Genomic DNA, 21,309 nt, shown 5'->3' on the forward strand with positions numbered 1-21,309 from the left:
CCAGTGCTCGACCGGCTTGCAGCTTGCCGCTTGAAGCTTGTGGCTTGGGTTTAAAGAATATACCGCGACAGGTCTTCGTTGACCGCCAGCTCACCCAGGTGGCTGTCCACGTACGCGGCGTCGATGACCAGCGGCTGAGTTTCGTGTTTGGCGGCCAGATCGCCGGCGCTGAAGGAGATTTCTTCCAGCAGGCGTTCGAGCACCGTGTGCAGGCGACGGGCGCCGATGTTTTCGGTCTTCTCGTTCACCTGCCAGGCAATCTCGGCCAGGCGGCTGATGGCATCGGGGGCAAACTCGATGTTCAGCTCCTCGGTGGCCATCAGGGCGCGGTACTGTTCGCTCAGTGACGCATCGGGCTCGGTCAGAATGCGTTCGAAATCGCTCGGGGTCAGCGATTGCAGCTCAACGCGAATCGGCAAACGGCCCTGCAGCTCCGGGATCAGGTCCGACGGCTTGGTCAGGTGGAAGGCGCCGGAGGCGATGAACAGGATGTGGTCGGTTTTAACCATGCCAAACTTGGTGTTGACCGTGCAGCCTTCGATCAGCGGCAGCAGATCGCGCTGTACACCCTCGCGGGACACGTCGGCACCGCCGCCACTGTCGGCGCGCTTGCTGACCTTGTCGATCTCGTCAAGGAAGACAATACCGTTCTGCTCAACCGCGGCAATAGCGCGGGTTTTCAGGTCGTCTTCGTTGACCAGGCGCGCGGCTTCTTCGTCGCGGACCAGCTTGAGCGCGTCGCGGACCTTGAGCGTGCGGGTTTTCTTCTTGCCCTTGCCCAGGTTGGAGAACATGTTCTGCAGCTGGCTGGTCATCTCTTCCATGCCCGGCGGGGTCATGATTTCAATGCCGGCCGGGGCGTCGGCCACTTCAATGTCGATGTCCTTATCGTCCAGCTCACCCTCGCGCAGACGTTTGCGGAACAGCTGACGGGTGCTGCTGTCGGTGCGCTCGGGCTGATCGCCGGTCGCCGGGCGGGCGCCGGGCAGCAGGGCATCGAGGATGCGTTCCTCGGCGGCGTCTTCGGCGCGGTAGCGCACCTTGGTCATTTCCTGCTCACGCAGCAGCTTGATCGCAGCATCCACCAGATCGCGCACGATGGACTCGACGTCGCGGCCAACGTAGCCAACTTCGGTGAACTTGGTCGCTTCAACCTTGATGAAGGGCGCCTGCGCCAGTTTGGCCAGGCGACGGGCGATTTCGGTCTTGCCGACGCCGGTCGGGCCGATCATCAGAATGTTCTTGGGGGTTACTTCATTGCGCAGTGCCTCGGGCAGCTGCTGACGGCGCCAGCGGTTACGCAGGGCGATGGCGACGGCGCGCTTGGCATCCTGCTGGCCGATAATGTGGCGGTCCAGCTCGTGCACGATCTCGCGGGGTGTCATGGACATGGGTATCTCTGAACGCCTCAGGTATTGGCGTCCAGCTCCTCGATGGTCAGGTTGCGATTGGTATAGATGCAGATGTCGCCAGCGATGTTCAGGCTGGTATCGACGATCTCGCGAGCCGACAGCTCGGTGTGCATCAGCAGGGCGCGCGCGGCGGATTGCGCGTAAGGACCGCCGGAACCAATGGCGATCAGGCCCTCTTCGGGTTCGATAACGTCACCGTTACCGGTGATGATCAGCGAGGCATCCTTGTTGGCGACGGCCAGCAGGGCCTCAAGCTTGCGCAGGGCGCGATCGGTGCGCCAGTCCTTGGCCAGCTCGACGGCGGCGCGCACGAGGTTGCCCTGGTGTTTTTCCAGTTGGGCCTCAAAACGTTCAAACAGGGTGAAGGCATCTGCGGTACCGCCGGCGAAACCGGCAATCACCTGATCCTTGTAGAGGCGGCGTACCTTGCGGGCGTTGCCCTTCATCACGGTGTTGCCGAGGGAAACCTGGCCGTCGCCACCGATCACGACCTTGCCGTGCCGGCGTACGGATACGATTGTAGTCACGCGCAACTCCTGGTTGGCTGTGGGAAAAAAGGCGGCAGGATCGCTGCCGAGTTTCTGATCTGGGGGCGTGAATCAGAAATTCAAGGCGCGAGAACGGCGGGCGGCAAACGCCCGCCGTGTGTGGGGCATGCTCAGCGCTGCTGCGGTAGCAGGTTGTTGAAGCCGTTGCCCGAGAGGGTGCGCTGGGCCTGATCAAGGCTGTCGCGGGTGTCGAAGGGGCCAACCTGCACGCGGTACCACTGGTTGCCGTTGATGGTGGCGTTTTCCAGTTTAACGTCCATGCCCAGCAGCAGAATCTGCGCGCGTACCTGGTCGGCATCGCTGCGCTGGCGGAAGGAGCCAGCCTGCAGGTAGTAGTTCACGCTGGTCGCCGGCTTGGTTTCGGGCTCGGCAGTGGTCGGCGCCTCGGGCGCAGGCTGCTGGGGCACGACCACCTCAGACTCGGGCAGCAGGGTGTAGAAGTCGTAGCGCGGCTTTGGGTCAGCCGGCGGCTGCGCGGGCGCAGTGGCTGGCTTGGGCGGCTCGGGGCTGCGCCGGACGCTGTCGCGGCCCGGCTCCAGTTGCAGCAAAAACGCAACGAACAGGCCGATGACCAGGCCGCTGACCAGCCACAGCCAGCCGGGAATCCCTTTGCGGCGTGGTGCTGATTGCGCGCGGCTGGCGCCGCGGCGAGGGGCTTTGCGTCCTTTTGCCATCCCGGTTACATGCGCTCCAGAGTGTTGATGCCCAGCAGGTTCAGGCCCTGCTTGAGGGTACGGCCGGTCAGCGCCGCCAGACGCAGACGGCTGTCGCGCTGGGCCTCGCTGTCGGCAGCAAGGATCGGGCACTGCTCATAGAAGCTGGAGAAACGACCGGCCAGCTCGTACAGATAGGTGCAGAGTACGTGCGGGGTGCCCTCGCGAGCAACGTAATTCAGCGTGGCGTTGAACTGCGCCAGGTGCGCGCCCAACTCGGTCTCGGCGGGCTCGACCAGCGCCAGCGGGGCCAGGTCGTCCAGCTGGGTCATGCTGCGCTCCAGCTTCCGGAACACGCTGGCGACGCGGGTGTAGGCGTACATCATGTAGGGCGCGGTGTTGCCCTCGAAGCTCAGCATCAGGTCAAAGTTGAAGCTGTAGTCGCTGCTGCGGTGTTTGCTGAGGTCGGCGTATTTGACCGCACCGATACCCACTGCCGAGCCGATGCTGCGCAGCTCGTCGGCGGGCAGCTCCGGGTTTTTCTCCTCGACCAGGCGCAGGGCGCGCTGTTCTGCTTCATCCAGCAGGTCGGCCAGCTTCACAGTGCCGCCGTCGCGGGTCTTGAACGGCTTGCCATCGGCGCCATTCATGGTGCCGAAGCCCATGTGCTCCAGCTGCATGTCGGCAGAGACAAAGCCTGCCTTGCGGGCAACCGCGAACACCTGCTGGAAGTGCAGGGCCTGACGCTGGTCGACGAAGTAGAGTACGCGGTTGGCCTGCAGCTCGGCCTGGCGATAGCGCATGGCAGCCAGATCCGTGGTGGCGTACAGGTAGCCGCCACCGGCCTTTTGCACGATAACCGGCAGCGGGTTGCCTTCGGCGTTCTTGAACTGCTCAAGGAAGACGCACTGCGCGCCTTCGCTTTCAGTCAGTAGGCCAGCGCTGCGCAGATCGGCAACGATGCCCGGCAGATCGGCGTTGTAGGCGCTTTCGCCACGCACATCGGCCGGGCTCAGGCTGACGCCCAGGCGGTCGTAGACGGCCTGGCAGTGGCCCAGCGAAATGCTGTTGAAGCGCTCCCACAGAGCAAGGCAGCTCGGCTCGCCGGCTTGCAGGTCAACCACACGCTGGCGCGCGCGATTGGCAAAGTCTTCGCTCTCGTCAAAGCGCTTTTTGGCCTGACGGTAGAAGTTTTCCAGATCGCCCAGCTCGGCTTCGGCGTCGACGCTGTGCTCTTCCATGTAGGCCAGCAGCATGCCGAACTGGGTGCCCCAGTCGCCCACGTGGTTCTGACGGATCACCGTGTGGCCGAGGGCTTCAAGCACCCGGGCCACGGCGTCGCCGATGATGGTCGAGCGCAGATGGCCCACGTGCATTTCTTTCGCCAGGTTGGGCGAGGAGTAGTCGACGACTACGCGTTGAGCGGCGACGTCGGCGCGCACGTTCAACTGCGGATCGGCCAGCGCGGCCTCCAGCTGTGATGCCAGCCAGCCGGCATCCTGAAAGAAGTTGATAAAGCCGGGGCCGGCTATGTTGACCGAGGCCACCGCCTGATGAGCGGGCAGCGCGGTAATCAGCTTCTCAGCCAGGTCGCGCGGCTTCATACCTGCCGGCTTGGCGAGCATCATGGCCAGGTTGCTGGCGAAGTCGCCATGGGCCTTGTCGCGCGCGTTCTCGACCTGAATGGAGGGCGCGATATCGGTCGGCAATACGCCGTCGGCCTTGAGGCGGTCTACAGCGTCGGCAAGCAGTTGGCTGATCAGGTTCTTCATTTAAAGGAGTATCCGGCAGGTGCCCAGTGAAAACCCGACATTATCCGTTTTATGGGGCGGCTTGCCAAACCCTGTGGTCGGGTGGGGCGGGTTGTTGTGGCTTGCGCTGGCTTTATTGGGCGCTGCGTGGGCTGGTTGCGCTCTGTGCTGTCGCTTGGTCAGCCTTTCGCCTTTTACGGCGAGCCAAGGGGGGCTGCTTGCCCAGCCCCCCTTAGCGATCCCCCGGGGCACCCGACTACGCGGCCCTGCGGGTTCGCTGCGTTGCTCGGGCTAACGGGGGCCGGCAGAACTCGTCGCTACGCTCCTCAGACATGCTGCCGTCCTATTTCCCGTCAGCCCTGCGCTACTCGCCCGCGTAAACGGGGAGTGGGTCCGTGCAGTCTTCACGCAGTGCAACAGCCCTGATCGTTCCCACGCTCTGCGTTCGGTTTGTCAGAGTCTGGGAGGCTCACGTCACTGCTAAAACATATCCAACGGATCAATATCAATCGACCAGCGCACCTTACGCGCCAGCGGGTGTTGCTCGAGCGCCGGCAGCAGCATGTGCACGAGTTGATGGAGTGCCGAGCGCTGGGCGGCTTGCAGCAATAGTTGGGCGCGGTGGCGGCCGGCGCGGCGTTCCATGGGGGAGGGCACGGGGCCGAGCAGGTCGATATCTGCCAGTTGGTGCTGGGCAACCAGCGCTTCGGCCTGCTCCAGCGCGGCTTCCAGAAAGTCCTCGGCGGCGCGGGCGTGGTTGGCCTCGGCGCGCAGCAGCGCCATAAAACGGTACGGTGGCAGCTGCGCGATTGCGCGCTCGGCCAGCTCGCGCTCGGCAATGGCCGGATAGCCGCGCTCGGTCAGCTCGATCAGCAGCGGGTGCTCGGCCATATGCGTCTGGATGATCACCTGGCCCGGTTTTTCGGCGCGTCCGGCGCGTCCGGCAACCTGGGTGATCATCTGTGCCATGCGTTCGGGGCCACGAAAGTCGGCGGAAAACAGCCCGCCATCGGCGTCCAGAATGGCCACTAGCGTCACGTTGGGAAAGTGATGCCCCTTGGCGAGCATCTGCGTGCCGACCAGGATGCACGGCTGAGCGCTGTGAATAATCTCCATCATCTCCTGCATGGCGCGCTTGCGGCTCATGCTTTCGCGGTCGATACGCAGCACTGTGGTATCGGCAAAGCGCTCTTTGAGAAATTCTTCGGTGCGTTCGGTGCCCGCCCCGAGCGGGCGCAGGTCTTCGCTCTGGCATTTCGGGCAGCAGCGATCCAGTGGGCGCTGGCTGTTGCAGTGGTGGCAATGCAGGTGGGGCGGCGACTGGTGCACGGTCATGCGCGCATCGCAGCGGCGGCACTCGGCAATCCAGCCGCAGTCGTGGCACATCAGGGTGGGCGCAAAGCCGCGCCGGTTGATAAACACCAGTACCTGATTGCCGCGCTCAAGGTGCTGGCTGACCAGATCGGTCAGCGGGCGCGACAGTCCGCCTTCCAGCGGCCGGCTGCGGATATCCAGGCACTGGAACGAGGGCGCCTTGGCGTTGCCCGCGCGAATGGTCAGGCGCAGGTGCTGATAGCGGCCCTGCTGCACATTGTGCAGGCTTTCCAGCGAGGGTGTGGCCGAGCCCAGAATCACCGGCACCTGCTCCAGATGCCCGCGGTACACCGCCAGGTCGCGCGCGTTGTAGCGCAGGCCGTCCTGCTGTTTATAAGAGAGGTCGTGTTCTTCATCGACGATGATCAGGCCGGGGCGCGCCAGTGGCGTAAAGATGGCCGAGCGCGTGCCGATGATAATGGCCGCCTCGCCATCGCGGGCGGCAATCCAGGCGTCCAGCCGCTCCCGGTCATTCAGACCGGAATGCAGAATCACTACCGGCGCACTGAAGCGCTGCTGGAAGCGGTTGAGGGTCTGAGGCGTCAGGCCAATCTCGGGGATCAGCACCAGCGCCTGATGGCCATTCAGCAGGCAGCGCTCAATGGCCTGCAGGTAGACCTCGGTCTTGCCGCTGCCGGTCACGCCCTCAAGCAGCCAGGTATGAAAGCCCTCGGCATTCAGAATGGCATCCAGCGCCGCCCGCTGCTCAGCATTGGCGGTGAGGTGCGCCTCCCTTAATAAAGGCAGCGGCTCGGCAATGTGGTGCGGAGACTGCTCAATGCGTTGCACCAGCCCCTTGCTTTCCAGCGTGCTCAGGGTGTCGCGGCTCAGGCCCCATTGGCTGATCAGAGCATGGGACAGCCCGTGTGGATGTTGCGCCAGCACCTGCACCGCCTGCTTCTGTTTGGGCGCGCGGGCGATGGCCGGGTGCTCCGGGTAGGCGCCGGGCAGCAGTTGCCAGAGCTGATCCTGGCGCGCCAGCGCCGGCTCGCCCTGGCGCAGCAGCACCGGCAACGCCACGCTCAGGGTGTCGCCCAGACCGTGCTGGTAATAGCGCGCGGTCCACTGGCACAGGCGCCAGAGACTGTCGGGCAGCACTGGGGTGGCGTCGAGCAGGGCTTCGGCGGGCTTCAGGCGGTTGTCCGGCACCTCGGAGTGGTCGCTGATGGCGGCAATCAGGCCGACCATCGCGCGCTTGCCAAATGGCACGCGAACCCGTTGCCCGATGTGCAGGTCGGCCGCACCCACGCCCCGCGGCGCGCGGTAGTCGAACAGCCGGCGCAAGGGAGAGGGCAGGGCTACTTGCAGAATGGGTCCGGTCACACAAAACACTCCATGGGGCGTGGCGCCGATGGTAACACCGACGGGCGGAAAACAGCGGTGCTTGCGTCGTGGGCGGATTCTGTTATTATCGCCGGCCTATTTTTCCGGTCAGTCTGTTTGCGCTCTTTGCGTCAGACAGGTACGGTCCGGTAGACAGCTACTGCGTGCGGTGCCCGATCAGGTTGATCCGGTGGCGGCACAAACCAACCGAGGACTTTCTCATGAAAGCTGATGTGCATCCGAACTACGAAACAATCGAAGCGACCTGCAGCTGCGGCGCGGTAATCACTACCCGTTCCACCCTGTGCGCCCCGATCCACCTGGACGTTTGCTCCTCCTGCCACCCGTTCTACACCGGTAAGCAGAAGGTTCTGGACACTGGCGGACGTATCGAGCGCTTCAAGGCGCGTTTCGGCGCAGTCAGCAGCAAGTAATCGGTTTCCGCGAGCCTTATGGCTCTGGTGAAACACAAAAAGGCGTCCCTCTGGGGCGCCTTTTTTGTTGCCTGTTCGCTGCTGGGTTGCGGGCAGGCGCAGGGCGAAGATCCCGTCGCGTTGCCGGCTACCTGCAGCATGCCCGCCCAGGCGCAGCCGGTGCGCAGTCGCAGCGTGACCGACGGCGATACTCTGCGCCTGAGCGATGGGCGCCGGTTGCGCCTGATCGGCATCAACACGCCGGAAATCGGCCGTGACGGCGCGCCCTCCGAACCCTACGCCCAGGCCGCGCGCCGGGCGCTGCAGACGCTGGTGGACCATCAGCCGCTGCAGTTGGCGTTGGGAGAAGACGGCCGTGATCACTATGGCCGCACGCTTGGCTACCTGTTTGACGAGCAGGGCCGCAGTATCGAAGCGCTGCTGCTCAGCCAAGGGCTGGGTTATGCGGTGGTGATTCCGCCGAATGACCTGCTTGCCGAGTGCCACCAGGCTGCCGAGCAATTGGCCCGCAGTGCCCGGCGTGGGCTGTGGCAGAACCCGCCGGTTCTCTCGCTGGACGAGCTTGATAGTGGCGGCTTTCATGTGCTGCAAGGGCGAGTAGCGGCGGTAACCAGCTCGCGCCACGCCCTGTGGATTGATCTGGACGGGCCTCTGACCCTGAGGCTGGAGCGGCGTGACCTGGATTACTTTGATCACGCACCCGATGCCAGTCTGGTGGGCCAGCAGCTTGAGGTGCGTGGCTGGGTGGTCGACCGCGAGGGGCGTGAGGGCATGCGCGACGGCTTTCGACGCTACATGATCAGCCTGCGCCACCCGGCCCAGTGGCGCATGGTCACTACCCCTTAGCGCCGTCAATATGGCTCAAAGTTGTAAGGTTTTGTCCTTGACATTGATCTCGTGAATGGCCTTGCGGGTAGAAGTGCTTTTATGTACTCTCCGTCGTCCGCATGAGCAACCTGACCGGAAGTTATTGACCATGTCTGATTTGAGAACTGATGCACTCGACTATCACGCCAACCCGCGCCCCGGCAAACTGAGCGTTGAACTGACCAAGCCGACCGCGACCGCGCGTGACCTGGCGCTGGCCTACAGCCCGGGTGTAGCAGAACCGGTGCGTGAAATCGCCAAGGATCTGGAAAACGCCTACAAATACACCGGTAAGGGCAACCTGGTTGCCGTTATCTCTGATGGCACTGCCATTCTCGGTCTGGGTAACCTGGGCCCGCTGGCGAGCAAGCCGGTTATGGAAGGCAAGGGTGTTCTGTTCAAGCGCTTCGCTGGCGTTGATGTCTTCGACATCGAAGTTGAAGCCGAAAGCCCGCAGGCCTTCATCGATACCGTTAAGCGTATCTCCTGCACCTTTGGTGGCATTAACCTGGAAGACATCAAGGCGCCCGAGTGCTTTGAAATCGAACGTGCTCTGATCGAGCAGTGCGACATTCCGGTATTCCACGATGACCAGCACGGGACTGCGATCGTAACCGCAGCCGCGATGATCAACGCGCTGGAGTTGGCCGACAAGGTCATCGAAGACGCCAAGATCGTCTGCCTGGGCGCTGGCGCTGCCGCCATTGCCTGTATGAAGCTGCTGGTCAGCATGGGTGCCAAGGCTGAAAACATCTTCATGCTCGACCGTAAAGGCGTTATCCATGCCGGTCGTGATGATCTGAACGAATACAAGGCGATCTTCGCCACCGAGACCGACAAGCGCACGCTGACTGACGCCCTGAAAGGCGCTGACGTGTTCGTTGGTCTGTCCGGTCCGAACCTGCTGCCGCCCGCTGACCTGAAGCTGATGGCCGAGCACCCGATCGTATTCGCCTGCTCCAACCCTGATCCGGAAATCGACCCCGCTGCGGCTCACGCTTCGCGTCCCGACGTGATCATGGCCACCGGCCGTTCCGACTACCCGAACCAGGTCAACAACGTTCTGGGCTTCCCCTTCATCTTCCGTGGCGCGCTGGACGTTCGTGCAACCGCCATCAACGAAGAAATGAAGATTGCTGCTGTACACGCGATCCGCGAGCTGGCCAAAGAGCCGGTGCCGGAGTACATCTCCCAGGCGTACGGCGGCATCAAGTTGGAGTTTGGTCGTGAGTACATCATTCCCAAGCCGATGGACGTCCGTCTGATCGAGAAGGTGCCGGCTGCTGTAGCCCAGGCTGCCATCGACTCTGGCGTAGCGACCCTGCCGTACCCGGCGCACTACCCGCTCAAGTCGGTCGAAGACTGCATCTGAACGGCGCTGTGCTGAACCAAAAAACCCGCTTCGGCGGGTTTTTTGTTGCCTGCATTTTAGTCCCCTGAAATCGTCACCTGCCCCCGCTGCAGGTCGGCGCGCAGCAGCGAACCGGCGCTGGGCGAGTGCTGCAACAGGCTGCGCGCCAGTGCCGGCTCCAGCTCCTGGCGAAAGGTGCGCGCCATGGCGCGGGCGCCAAAGCGGCGGTCGTAGCCCTTGCTGGCCAGGTGCTGACGCAGTGCCGGGCTGAGTGCCAGCTGAACCTGATGGCGTGCCAGCCGCAGGTTGAGCTGCTCCAGCGACAGTGAGACCAGTTGATCGAGCTGGTCACCGCCCAATGGCTGATAACTGATGCGGTGGTCCATGCGGTTGATGAATTCCGGGTCAAAGCGGCTGTGCAGCGCGCGGGTTTGCCGGCGTTGCTGTAGCTGCTGGCGCCAGCCTTGTGGTAGTAGCCGCCCCCAGCCCTGCTCCAGGCGCTGGGCTGCCTGGGCGCCCAGGTTACTGGTGAGAAAGATCAGGCTGTTGCGAAAATCCAGTGTGATGTTGCCGGCACTCAGACGCAGCTGGCCGTTGTCGAGAATGTTCATCAGCGCGCGAATGACCGGGTCGCTGGCCTTTTCCAGCTCATCGAACAGGACGATGCCGGGCTGGCCAAAGCGGCCCTCGATGGCCTCGCGGTCAAACAGGGTGGTGCCTTCCTTGCTGCCGACATAGCCCGGCGGGGCGCCAGTCAGCGAGGCGGCGTAGTGCTCTTGAGCCAGGGTGTTCATGTCGATGCGGCACAGGGCGTCGGCGCGCCCGTGGATCGCCTCGGCGATCAGCCGCACGGTCTCGGTTTTGCCAACACCAGTGGGGCCCAGCAGCAAAAATACACCCAGCGGCCGGCGCGGATCGCCCAGCTCTGCCTTGACCACGGCCAGGCTGCCGACAATCTCGGCCAGCGCCTGCGGCTGACCGAGAATGCGCTGCTGCAGGCGCTGGGCAATGGCCTCGGGTTCAAAGTCGAAGCGCGAGGTGCGGGTACGCGGCGCCTCGCGCAGGTTGTGCTGCTGGTTGTCGGCCAGCAGCTCGTTGATGAATGGCATGGCCTCAGACGCCGGCTTCGCGTTCGCGGCCGGGGTGCGGCAGCTCGCCTACCGGGCAATCTGCGACACCAATGGTTTTGCGGGTCATCGCCTCAACGTTGTCGCGCGCCTTCTCGGCATCCATCACCCAGGTGCGATAGAAGTCGAAAGGACAATCGGCTACGCCGCGGTCGCCGTCGCCGGAGTTGTACATGCCGGTGTAGCCGCGGTGCAGCAGCTTGAACAGGTGGTTCTGCGACTGGTCGTTGGCGCGCGCATCGCGGATCTGCGAGACCGACAGCTGTGCGTACTGCACGCCCATGTCTTCTTCGCCGCATTCGCCGAGGGTGCGGCCGTCGAAGCCGATGATCGCGGAGTGGCCAAAGTAGCTGTAGACGCCATCGAAGCCGGTGGCGTTGGCTACTGCCACATAGCAGTTGTTGGCCCAGGCCATGGTCTTGGCCATCATCACCTGCTGGTCTTTGGCCGGGTACATGTAGCCCTGACAGCGCACGATCAGCTCGGCGCCCTTCATTGCGCAGTCGCGCCAGATCTCCGGGTAGTTACCGTCGTCGCAGATGATCAGGCTGATCTTCATGCCCTTGGGGCCTTCGCTGACGTAGGTGCGATCGCCCGGATACCAGCCCTCAATAGGGCACCAGGGGATGCACTTGCGATACTTCTGCACGATCTCTCCCTGGTCATTGATCAGTATCAGCGTGTTGTAGGGCGCTTTGTTTGGGTGCTCTTCGTGGCGCTCGCCGGTCAGCGAGAAGATGCCCCAGGTGTTGGCCTTCTTGCAGGCCTCGCTGAAAATGCGGGTTTCGTCACCGGGCACGGTGGTGGCCGTGGCCATCATCTCGTCGCCGTCGTACATGATGCCCATGGTGCTGTACTCGGGGAACACCACCAGGTCCATGCCGGGCAGGCCCTGTTTCATGCCGATGATCATGTCGGCAATTTTCTGCGCGTTATCGAGCACCTCCTCGCGGGTGTGCAGGCGCGGCATCTTGTAGTTGACGACGGCTACCCCGACTGTATCGGGACTGCTGGAAATATCTCCGTGACGCATGGGTAACTCCTTCGCTTGGGTTGAGTGGCGGGTCAGTTACGGCTGATGCCGAGCTTGTCGACCCGATAGCGCAATTGCCGCAGGCTGATGTTCAGGCGCCGGGCGGCTTCAGACTGGTTGTTGTTGGTCTGCGAGAGCATGGCGCGGATGCGGTCGGCCTCGTCCTCCTGGACCCAGTTGTAGGCGCGGCCGTATTGGCGCGGTGGCTCGCTGTCGGCAGCTTCCTCTGTCACTGCCGGCGCGGGCTGGCGGTTGCCGGGAATGGTGATGGCGCTTTCCGAGGCCAGCGCCTGACGCAGCTTGTCGGCCTCCAGCAGCTCCTGTTCGCTGGTCAGCGCGGCGCGCTCCAGTACGTTCTGCAACTGGCGGATATTGCCCGGCCAGGCGAAGCTCTCCAGCACCGAGAAAGCTTCGGGCGCCAGGCTCCAGTTGCGCTCGTAGTGATGGTTCAGTTCGTTGAGAAAATGCAGCGCCAGTTGGCGAATATCTTCCTGGCGCTCACGCAGCGGCGGCAGGTGCACCGGCACCACATGCAGGCGGTAGAACAGGTCGAGGCGGAAGGCGCCCTGGTTGACCGAGGCCTGCAGGTTGACGTGGGTGGCGGTGATCACGCGAAAGTCCACCGAGATGGAGTCGTGGCTGCCAATCGGATCGACCTTCTTCTCCTGCAACACGCGCAGCAACTTGGCCTGCAGCGACAGGGGCATGTCACCGATCTCGTCGAGAAACAGCGTGCCGCCGTCGGCCTGGACGATCTTGCCCTGCTTGTTCTGCGACGCGCCGGTAAAGGCGCCCTTGGTGTGGCCGAACAGTTCGGACTCCAGCAGGTCCGCCGGGATGGCCGCACAGTTGATGCAGATAAAGGGCTTTTCCCGGCGGTCGCTTTGCTGGTGGATCATCCGCGCGAACTTTTCCTTGCCGGTACCCGACTCGCCGAGCAGCATTACCGGCGCATCGCTGTGGGCCACCTGAATGGTCGAGCGCACGGCATCCATCAGCGCCGGGCTGCTGCCAAGAATGCCGTGGGCGAGGCTTTGCTTGACCATGCCTTCGATGGCGATGCTGTGACGCAAGCTCTGATTCTCTTTCACCAGGTGCTCGGTCTGATCCACCACAAACTGGTGAATGCGCAGCACCTGGCCGATCATCGACGCGGCGACCCGCAGCAGGCTGATGTCTTCATCGAAGGGGCGCTCGTGCATGCCCTCGCGCTGTACCGACAGCACGCCGATGGGGGTGCCCGATTCCAGAATCGGCACGGCAATAAAGGCCATGCGGCCGCCGCTGTGGTGTGAGAGTTCGGTGATGCGGCGGACAAATAGCGGCTCGTTGTTGACGTCGGGCACCAGGCCAATGGAGCCGGTACGCATGACGTAACCGGTTACGCCCTGGTTGATGTCCAGATTGAAGCGCCCGGCCTTGAGGTCCTCTGGTGCCAGGCCGTAGGCGTATTTCACCTGCAGCGTCTTGGAGCCGGGGTCGGGCAGGCTCACCCGTCCGCAGTTCAGACCATACAGCTGGGACAGCAGACGCAGGATGCCCTGAATGGTGCGCGGGGCATCGAGTGGCTTTTCCAGCAGTTTGGCCATCTCCAGAATGACGATCAGTTCGCGCTTCATCATCTGTTGGGCCGTCCGTTCCTGAGTGACGTTCAAGATGAGCAGGTCCTCCGCGTTGGCCAAAATCCACGCGACCTGTCATCGCTGTACTGGATACCTGGGCGGTATTAGTGGCTGATCATCCAGGGTCGTCGTGGACCAGACTGTTGTTTGAGGGTAGGAGGTTCTCCCTCCTTGCGTTTGGTGTGCTGGCAGCTTCCGGAGCTGCAACAACTGTGCCCGTGGTTGACACGCGGCGCGTGCGCGCTGCGCTCGTTGGTCTCATGGGCCTTGCGCTGATGCGCGCTGAGAGTCTGCAGGCGCGGGGCGCTGAGCCGGCGCTGCATGGGTTGTTCGCACACCGGGCAAGCCCGTGGCAGGTTGCGTTCGCTGCTGGGCAGCAGGGCCTCAAAAGGCCCGCAGGCGTCACATTCAAAATCGTATAGAGGCATTTTTTGCTCCCGAAAAGGGCGGAACAGGGTACGTGGCCCGCCCATGCTGGTGCGGGCCACTGATGTGCTATCAACCTTTCCAGAGGGCAGTCGGAACCTCGGGGCTATCGACCGCGATGGTTGGGCCATCGGCGCTGGGCATGATGTCGAAGTCGAAGATCTCGGTCGGAATCCAGATGGTGGCGCACACGTTGGGCACGTCGACGATGCCGCTGATGTGGCCCTGAACCGGCGCCGTACCCAGCAGCGAGTAAGCCTGGGCGCCGCTGTAGCCAAACTTCTTCAGATACTCGATGGCGTTCAGGCAGGCCTGGCGGTAGGCCACGTGGGCGTCCAGGTAGTGCTGCTTGCCGCTCTCGTCGACCGAGATACCTTCGAAGATCAGGTGCTTCTTATAGCTCGGCGCCATGTCGCTGGGCTGGAAGATCGGGTTCTTCACGCCGTACTTCTTGCAGCCGTCCTTGATGATGTTGACGCGAATGTGGATCCAGCCGGCCATCTCGATGGCGCCGCAGAAGGTGATTTCGCCATCGCCCTGGGAGAAGTGCAGGTCGCCCATCGACAGCCCGCCGCCCTTGACGTAGACCGGGAAGAACACGCGCGAACCCTTGGTCAGGTCCTTGATGTCACAGTTACCGCCGTGTTCGCGCGGCGGAACGGTACGGGCACCTTCGCTGGCGACCTTGGTCGCCGCATCGCCGGTAGCGCGGCCAACGTGCGCAGTCGGTGCGTAGGGCGGATTGGCCAGCCCCGGCACGCGATTGGGGTCGGTGTCGATCAGCGCCTGCTCGCGGGTATTCCATTCGTCCAGCAGTTCCTGTGACGGCAGGCAGCCGATCAGGCCCGGGTGCATCAGGCCGATGAACTCGACGCCCGGAATATGACGTGACTTGGTATAGATGCCGTTGAAGTCCCAGATGGTCTTGCGTGCTTCCGGGTAGTGTTCGGTGAGGAAGCCGCCGCCATTTTCCTTGGCGAACACGCCGTTGAAGCCCCACATCTGATCGGCAAAGGCGCCGATGTCGAGAATGTCCACGACCAGCAGGTCGCCCGGCTCGGCGCCCTCGACGGCAATTGGGCCGCTGAGATAATGCACCTTGCTCAGGTCAACATCGCGCACGTCTTCGGCACTGTCGTTGTTGCCGATCTGGCCGCCCGTCCAGTCCATGCACTCGACAATAAAGTCCGAGCCGGGCTTGACCGTTGCCACCATGGGCACGTCCGGGTGCCAGCGGTTATGGATGTTGTCGTGCTCCTGAGGGCTTTTGCTCAGGTCGATCTTGATCAGTGTTTCTGCCATGACAGCGAATCCTCTGCTTGGGTGATGAGTTGGGTCCGTGGGTGACCCGTGCAGTTCTCTTGAGCAGAAGCCGTGCCAGCTTTGTTTTGTTTTTATTAATCGTTTTATATCAACGGCTTATCGATATTTTGCTGCGCATTGTCAGGCAATGAGGCGGGCGTGTTTGACAATGTCATGGGGCGCGGCTGGACATTGTCATGACAATGTCAGGTGCAGATTGTCATTGTGCCCTCGCGCTGTTTGACATTGGCCGCCGGCCAGCGCCCGGAAGATTTTGATACAGCTACGCAGTGGTTTGATCTACAAGGCTTTTTTGCATGCGATGGCGGTTTGACAGTGCGCAGCCTGAGACGCTGGCACAGTGGTTGCTGTAGGGCTTGATGACAGGCAAGGCAGGCCGGGGAGAGAGGCTTGCCAGCCAGTTCTACCCACATCAAGGAGATTCACCCTATGCAAGACTCAAAACGCAGCAAGCCGGCCTGGAAGCGCGGTCTGATCGGTCTGGCTCTGGGCACAGGCCTGGGCCTGGCCAGCATGGCCGGCGCCGCAGACATGCCGACGGCTGAGGTCAATACCACTGGGCTGGCCGTGACTGATGACACAGTTAAGGTAGGTATTCTCCACTCGATTACCGGCACCATGGCGATCAGTGAGACCGGTTCGGTAGAAGCAGAGATGCTCGCCATTGAGCAGATCAACGCGATGGGTGGTGTGCTGGGTCGTCAGATCGAGATCATCCAGGAAGACGGCGCCAGTGACTGGCCGACCTTCGCCGAGAAAGCCCGCAAGCTGCTGGTGCAGGACAGCGTAGCGGCCGTGTTCGGCTGCTGGACCTCTGCCTCGCGCAAAGCCGTACTGCCGGTCTTCGAGAAAGAAAACGGCATGCTCTACTACCCGACTTTCTATGAAGGGCTGGAGCAGTCCAAGAACGTAATCTACACAGGCCAGGAAGCCACCCAGCAGATCATCGCCGGCCTGGACTGGATTGCCGAAGAGAAGGACGCCAAAACCTTCTACCTGGTTGGTTCCGACTACATCTGGCCACGTACCTCCAACAAGATCGCGCGCAAGCACATTGAAGACGTACTCGGTGGTGAGGTAGTGGGCGAGGAGTACTACCCGCTGGGCAACACCAACTTCGGTTCGCTGATCAACAAGATCCGTCTGAAAAAGCCTGACGTCGTTTACTCCAGCATTGTTGGTGGCTCCAACGTCGCCTGGTGGAAACAGCTCAACGCAGCCGGTATCACCGCCGACCGCCAGACCATCATGACCATCTCCGTGACCGAAGACGAAGTGCTGGGTATCGGTGGCGAGAACATGGAAGGTTTCTACTCCGCGATGAAGTACTTCCAGTCGCTGGACAACGAAAACAACCAGGCCTTCGTCGAAGCGTTCAAAGAGCGCTGGGGTGAAGACAGCGTCATCGGTGACGTAACTCAGGCTGCCTACCTCGGTCCGTGGCTGTGGAAAGCCGCTGTCGAGAAGGCCGGTAGCTTCGACGTTGATGCCGTGGCTGAAGCCTCTGCTGAAATCGAGCTGACCACTGCACCGGAAGGCTACGTGCGCATTCACCCGAACCATCACCTGTGGAGCAAGCTGCGGGTTGGTCAATGGGGCGCTGACGGCCAGGCCACTGTGGTTTACGAGTCAGACCTGATCGAGCCGAACCCCTTCCCGGAAGGTTACCAGTAAGACGTCCGTTTGAAGTGATGCAACAGGGTGCGGTCCGCTGGGCCGCACCCGTCCGAAGTCGAGGAGAGCAATTATGGGCGGATATTCTAGTCAGGAGCTCATGGCCATTTTCGTGATGCAGGGATTCAGTGGCTTGAGTCTGTTCTGCGTCTTTCTGTTAATGGCCCTCGGGCTGGCGATCATCTTCGGGCAGATGGGCGTCATCAACATGGCCCATGGTGAGTTTCTTACGCTGGGCGCCTACATCACCTGGATGGTTTCCAAGTTGGCCACTGAAACCTGGCCCTGGATGCAGCAGTTTTATTTTCCGCTGGCCGTCGTGCTGGCGTTTGTTGGGACTTTCATCCTCGGCTACCTGGTCGAGATGCTGTTGATCAGGCGGCTCTATTCGCGCCCGCTGGATACGCTGCTGGCCACTTGGGGGCTGGGGCTGATCATGCAGCAGATCTATCGTTCTACCTTTGGTCCGCGTGAAGTCAGCGTCGTCATGCCTGATTGGCTGATGGGCTCCTGGGCGCCGACCGACATCATCGATATTCCACTCAATGGCTTGTTCGTCATGGGCATCACTGCGCTGATGACTGTGCTGGTGGTCATCCTGCTCTACCGCTCGCGCTGGGGCATCAAGGTGCGCGCTACGACTCAGAATCGCATGATGGCAAACGCTGCGGGTATCAACACCCAGCGGGTTGACCGTTTCACCTTTGCGCTGGGTTGCGGTATTGCCGGCGTCGCCGGTGCCGCCTTTACCACGATCGCTTCGACTGGCCCGACTACCGGCTCCCTGTACATCGTCGACACCTTCCTGGTGGTGGTCTTCGGCGGCGCAGCCAGCCTGTTCGGCACTGTGGTTTCGGCGTTTGGTATTGCTCAGTCGCAGTCGATTCTCGAGTTCTTCCTTAGTGGCTCCATGGCCAAGGTGATCACCTTGCTCACGGTGGTAGCCATTCTGATGTTCCGTCCCCAGGGACTCTTTGCAAGCAAGGTGCGTCGCTGAGCGGCGCGCTGGCTGGAGGTTATTGATATGGAAAAATGGATAGCAGCTTTTGGGGGGCGGCAACGCTTGCTGCAGTTGCTCGCGCTGGCCGTCCTGCTCATGGTGATTCTGCCGCTGACGCTGGATATCTTCCGTCTGAATCTGGTGGGTAAATACCTGACCTACGCCTTCGTTGCGGTTGGCCTGGTGCTCTGTTGGGGCTACGGCGGGATTCTCAGTCTGGGGCAGGGGGTGTTTTTCGGGATTGGCGGCTACTGCATGGCCATGTTCCTCAAGCTGGAGGCATCCAGCCCTGAGAACACATCCATTCAAAGTACACCGGGTATTCCGGACTTCATGGACTGGAACCAGATCACCGAGCTGCCGCTGGGTTGGATGCCGTTCCACAGCCTGACGCTGACTATTTTGTTGATCATGACGGTGCCGGCGCTGTTCGCCTTCCTGATTGGCGCGGCAATGTTCAAGCGCCGGGTGGGCGGGGTGTACTTTGCGATCATCACCCAGGCCATTGCCTCCATCGCGACCATTCTGATCATTGGCCAGCAAGGTTATACCGGTGGCATCAACGGCATTACCGACTTGCGCACTTTGCTGGGGTGGGACATTCGCCCAGACAGTGCCAAGTACCTGCTGTATTTCCTCTGCTGCATCTTGCTGATCGCTTGTCTGCTGGTAGGCCAGTTTGTGCTCAACAGCCGTTACGGCAAGCTGCTGATCGCCATGCGCGACCAGGAAGACCGGGTGCGCTTTTCTGGCTACGACGTCGCCAATATCAAGATCTTCGTGTTTGCCCTGGCCGGGGTGTTCTCCGCAATCGGCGGTGCGATGTTTGCACTGCAGGTTGGCTTCATGTCGCCGTCCTTTGTCGGCACCGTCGCATCGATCGAGATGGTGATCTTCTGCGCGGTTGGTGGGCGCCTGTCGCTGATCGGCGCGGTGTACGGTGCGTTGCTGGTCAACCTGGCCAAGACACTGCTGTCGGAAAGCTTCCCGCAGCTGTGGATTGTCTTCATGGGGGCGCTGTTCATCGGCGTGGTGCTGCTGTTCCCGCAGGGCCTGGCCGGTATCTACGAAGACTATGTCCGCCCGCAGGTCGCCAAGCTGTTCTCGCGCAAGCAGGCGGCGGCTGACCAAGACAAGTCGGTTGCACAGGAGGCGCGCTCATGACTTCTCCCATTCTGCTGGCCATCGAAGATCTGACTGTCTCCTTTGATGGTTTCAAGGCGGTCGACGGCCTGAACCTCTATGTCGAACGTAATGAGGTGCGCGTTGTGATCGGCCCGAACGGTGCGGGCAAGACCACGCTGCTGGATCTGATCTGCGGCAAGACCAAAGCCTCCGCCGGCTCGATCAAGTTCAAGGATACCGAGCTGACCAAGCTGGTTGAGCACGACATCGTTAAGGCCGGGGTCGGGCGCAAGTTCCAGACGCCGTCCATCTACGAAAACCTGACGGTGCGCGAGAACCTGGAGTTGTCGTACCCAAAAGGGCGAAACGTGTTCGGCAGTCTGTTCTTCAAGGTGACCGATGAGGTGAATGCGCGGGTGATGGCGGTCGCCGAGGATATCTTCTTGAGTGATCGACTGGACACTAGCGCAGGTTTGCTCAGTCACGGTCAGAAGCAGTGGCTGGAAATCGGCATGTTGCTGATTCAGGACCCGGAGCTGCTGATGCTGGACGAGCCGGTGGCGGGAATGAGCGTCTCCGAGCGCGAGGCCACTGCGGAGCTGCTCGGGCGCATCAGCCAGAACCGCTCGGTGATTGTGATTGAGCACGATATGGACTTCGTAAAAGACATCGCCCACCGGGTGACCGTTCTCCATCAGGGCAAGTTGCTGGCTGAAGGCAAGATGGACGAGGTTCAGGCAAACGAAAAGGTCATCGAGGTTTACCTCGGCCACTAACTGCAAAGGAGCATGAACATGCTGAATGTACGCGATCTGCGAGTCAGTTATGGCATGAGTGAGGTCATCCACGGTATCGACCTGGATGTCGGCGAAAACGAAACGGTTGCCATCATGGGCCGCAACGGCATGGGCAAGACCACGCTGTTCAAGTCTCTGATCGGCATGATCCCCTGCAGTGGCGGGGAGATCACCTTCAACAGCAAGGAGTTGTCGAAGCTGCAGTCCTATCAGCGGGTGGCCAGTGGCGTTGCATATGTGCCGCAAGGGCGGATGGTGTTTCCGACCCTGACGGTAGAGGAGAACATCATGGCTGGCCTGGAGGTCACCGGGCGGCGCAAGGTGCCGGATGACATCTATGAGCTGTTTCCGGTGCTACTGGAAATGCGCCACCGCAAGGCGGGTAACCTGTCCGGCGGACAGCAACAGCAGCTGGCAATTGGTCGCGCGCTGGCGGCAGATCCGAAGATCCTGTTGCTGGATGAGCCAACAGAGGGGATTCAGCCGTCGATCATCAAGCAGTTGGCAACCACGCTGAATGAGATCAAGCAGCTGCGCAAGATCAGCATTGTCGTCTCCGAGCAGGTACTGAGCTTTGCTCTGGCGGTGGCTGATCGCATGCTGGTGATTGATAAGGGCAAGATTGTCCATGAGGCGGTAGGTGAGCAGATCGACAAGGACCATATCAGTCGTTATCTGTCAGTCTGATTGCCTGCCCCTTGCAGGGCAAACCCCGGCTTTGCGTAAGCAAAGCCGGGGTTTTTTATGCTCGGCTGAAAATAGCGCTTGACGGCAAAACTCACGGGCCTATAATTCGCCTCCTTGCCGGGCAGGACGCCTCAGGTAAAGCGCTTATTAATCAATAAGTTAGCTTAATTTTGAGGCTTGACAGTCCGGCAGGATGGCGTAGAATGCGCCGCCTCGAAAGGGTTGTTCGAAAGACGCCATTTTGAGTGAGATGAGAGGTTCTCATCGGGTTGTTTGGAAGGTGTTGACAGCGGGGTTTGATGCTGTAGAATGCGCCTCCCTGACCCGGAAAGCGAAAGCATATTCGGGTCGATCAAGCGGGTTTTGAAGTGGTTAAAAACTTCAAAAAAAATGCTTGACGGAACATGAGGTTAGCGTAGAATGCGCGGCCTTGGTTAGGCGGAAACGCTGACCGAATCGCTCTTTAACAATTTGAATCAAGTAATTCGTGTGGGTGCTTGCTGAATGTGCTCGATGATCAAAAAGATTATCAGCCTAGCAAGTAACTTCGTGAATTCACGAGTTTTTTGTAAAGCTGAGCCAAGTTTAGGGTTTTCTCAAAACCCAATCAGTATTTAACTGAAGAGTTTGATCATGGCTCAGATTGAACGCTGGCGGCAGGCCTAACACATGCAAGTCGAGCGGTAGAGAAGGAGCTTGCTTCTTCTTGAGAGCGGCGGACGGGTGAGTAATGCCTAGGAATCTGCCTGGTAGTGGGGGACAACGTTTCGAAAGGAACGCTA

General features: G+C 61.3%; 18 protein-coding genes and 1 rRNA gene. 9 read left to right on the top strand and 10 right to left on the bottom strand.

Going from position 1 to position 21,309, the window contains the following annotated elements:
• Window positions 1–50 precede the first annotated feature (50 nt).
• The 5 genes from hslU to BM116_RS12270 all read right to left on the bottom strand — a co-directional run bounded on the left by hslU (window position 51) and on the right by BM116_RS12270 (window position 7,061).
• Complete coding sequence (gene hslU / locus BM116_RS12250; RefSeq protein WP_083724869.1) at window positions 51–1,391, bottom strand: ATP-dependent protease ATPase subunit HslU; 1,341 nt, start codon at window positions 1,389–1,391, stop codon at window positions 51–53.
• Window positions 1,392–1,408: 17 nt separating this feature from the next.
• A complete protein-coding gene (gene hslV, locus BM116_RS12255) occupies window positions 1,409–1,939 on the bottom strand; it encodes an ATP-dependent protease subunit HslV (protein ID WP_083724867.1) in 531 nt (176 codons plus the stop codon).
• 131 nt (window positions 1,940–2,070) lie between these two features.
• A complete protein-coding gene (locus tag BM116_RS12260; protein ID WP_083724865.1) occupies window positions 2,071–2,634 on the bottom strand; it encodes an SPOR domain-containing protein in 564 nt (187 codons plus the stop codon).
• Between the two features lie 5 nt (window positions 2,635–2,639).
• Window positions 2,640–4,385: an arginine--tRNA ligase gene (gene argS, locus BM116_RS12265; protein ID WP_083724863.1), complete on the bottom strand. Its 1,746-nt coding sequence runs from the start codon at window positions 4,383–4,385 to the stop codon at window positions 2,640–2,642.
• A gap of 459 nt (window positions 4,386–4,844) precedes the next feature.
• On the bottom strand, window positions 4,845–7,061 hold the full coding sequence (locus tag BM116_RS12270) for a primosomal protein N' (RefSeq protein WP_083724861.1): 2,217 nt from the start codon (window positions 7,059–7,061) through the stop codon (window positions 4,845–4,847).
• 221 nt (window positions 7,062–7,282) lie between these two features.
• On the opposite strand from BM116_RS12270, the gene rpmE reads away from it, so the two are divergent.
• The 3 genes from rpmE (at window position 7,283) to BM116_RS12285 (ending at window position 9,734) form a co-directional block, all read left to right on the top strand.
• Window positions 7,283–7,495, top strand: coding sequence for a 50S ribosomal protein L31 (rpmE, locus tag BM116_RS12275; RefSeq protein WP_083724859.1), 213 nt, complete (start codon window positions 7,283–7,285; stop codon window positions 7,493–7,495).
• Window positions 7,496–7,522: 27 nt separating this feature from the next.
• Window positions 7,523–8,341: a thermonuclease family protein gene (locus BM116_RS12280; protein WP_235846747.1), complete on the top strand. Its 819-nt coding sequence runs from the start codon at window positions 7,523–7,525 to the stop codon at window positions 8,339–8,341.
• A 130-nt stretch (window positions 8,342–8,471) separates the two neighbouring features.
• Window positions 8,472–9,734 (top strand): malic enzyme-like NAD(P)-binding protein, encoded by a 1,263-nt coding sequence (locus BM116_RS12285; protein WP_083724855.1) that lies wholly within the window; start codon window positions 8,472–8,474, stop codon window positions 9,732–9,734.
• Between the two features lie 56 nt (window positions 9,735–9,790).
• Here the strand turns inward: BM116_RS12285 and BM116_RS12290 are convergent, their stop codons facing one another.
• The 5 genes from BM116_RS12290 to fmdA all read right to left on the bottom strand — a co-directional run bounded on the left by BM116_RS12290 (window position 9,791) and on the right by fmdA (window position 15,223).
• Window positions 9,791–10,822: an AAA family ATPase gene (locus BM116_RS12290; protein WP_083724853.1), complete on the bottom strand. Its 1,032-nt coding sequence runs from the start codon at window positions 10,820–10,822 to the stop codon at window positions 9,791–9,793.
• Window positions 10,823–10,826: 4 nt separating this feature from the next.
• Window positions 10,827–11,873, bottom strand: a complete 1,047-nt coding sequence (locus BM116_RS12295; protein WP_083724851.1) for an aliphatic amidase — start codon at window positions 11,871–11,873, stop codon at window positions 10,827–10,829.
• Between the two features lie 32 nt (window positions 11,874–11,905).
• The gene (locus tag BM116_RS12300) at window positions 11,906–13,495 is read right to left on the bottom strand and encodes a sigma-54-dependent Fis family transcriptional regulator (RefSeq protein ID WP_083724849.1); all 1,590 of its coding nucleotides are present in this window, start codon (window positions 13,493–13,495) and stop codon (window positions 11,906–11,908) included.
• Window positions 13,496–13,599: 104 nt separating this feature from the next.
• Entirely contained in the window at window positions 13,600–14,052 is a 453-nt protein-coding gene (locus tag BM116_RS12305; protein WP_328586207.1) for an FmdB family zinc ribbon protein, read from the bottom strand.
• Complete coding sequence (gene fmdA / locus BM116_RS12310; protein ID WP_083724845.1) at window positions 13,994–15,223, bottom strand: formamidase; 1,230 nt, start codon at window positions 15,221–15,223, stop codon at window positions 13,994–13,996. Before fmdA ends, BM116_RS12305 begins: the two co-directional genes overlap by 59 nt.
• A 534-nt stretch (window positions 15,224–15,757) precedes the next feature.
• Between fmdA and urtA the strand changes: the two genes are divergently transcribed.
• The 6 genes from urtA to BM116_RS12340 all read left to right on the top strand — a co-directional run.
• The gene (gene urtA, locus BM116_RS12315; protein ID WP_211276250.1) at window positions 15,758–16,918 is read left to right on the top strand and encodes an urea ABC transporter substrate-binding protein; all 1,161 of its coding nucleotides are present in this window, start codon (window positions 15,758–15,760) and stop codon (window positions 16,916–16,918) included.
• Between the two features lie 73 nt (window positions 16,919–16,991).
• Window positions 16,992–17,915, top strand: coding sequence for an urea ABC transporter permease subunit UrtB (gene urtB, locus BM116_RS12320; RefSeq protein ID WP_083724841.1), 924 nt, complete (start codon window positions 16,992–16,994; stop codon window positions 17,913–17,915).
• 27 nt (window positions 17,916–17,942) lie between these two features.
• Window positions 17,943–19,082 carry an urea ABC transporter permease subunit UrtC gene (gene urtC / locus BM116_RS12325; protein WP_083724839.1) on the top strand — a complete coding sequence of 380 codons (1,140 nt, stop codon included), beginning with the start codon at window positions 17,943–17,945 and terminating at the stop codon, window positions 19,080–19,082.
• Window positions 19,079–19,819, top strand: a complete 741-nt coding sequence (urtD, locus tag BM116_RS12330) for an urea ABC transporter ATP-binding protein UrtD (protein WP_083724837.1) — start codon at window positions 19,079–19,081, stop codon at window positions 19,817–19,819. The genes urtC and urtD overlap by 4 nt, the downstream gene beginning before the upstream one ends.
• Window positions 19,820–19,837: 18 nt before the next feature.
• Complete coding sequence (gene urtE / locus BM116_RS12335; protein WP_083724835.1) at window positions 19,838–20,527, top strand: urea ABC transporter ATP-binding subunit UrtE; 690 nt, start codon at window positions 19,838–19,840, stop codon at window positions 20,525–20,527.
• Window positions 20,528–21,142: 615 nt separating this feature from the next.
• A 16S ribosomal RNA gene (locus BM116_RS12340) occupies window positions 21,143–21,309 on the top strand; the annotation flags it as partial.

The organism is Halopseudomonas pachastrellae, from assembly GCF_900114765.1.
Lineage (GTDB): Bacteria > Pseudomonadota > Gammaproteobacteria > Pseudomonadales > Pseudomonadaceae > Halopseudomonas > Halopseudomonas pachastrellae.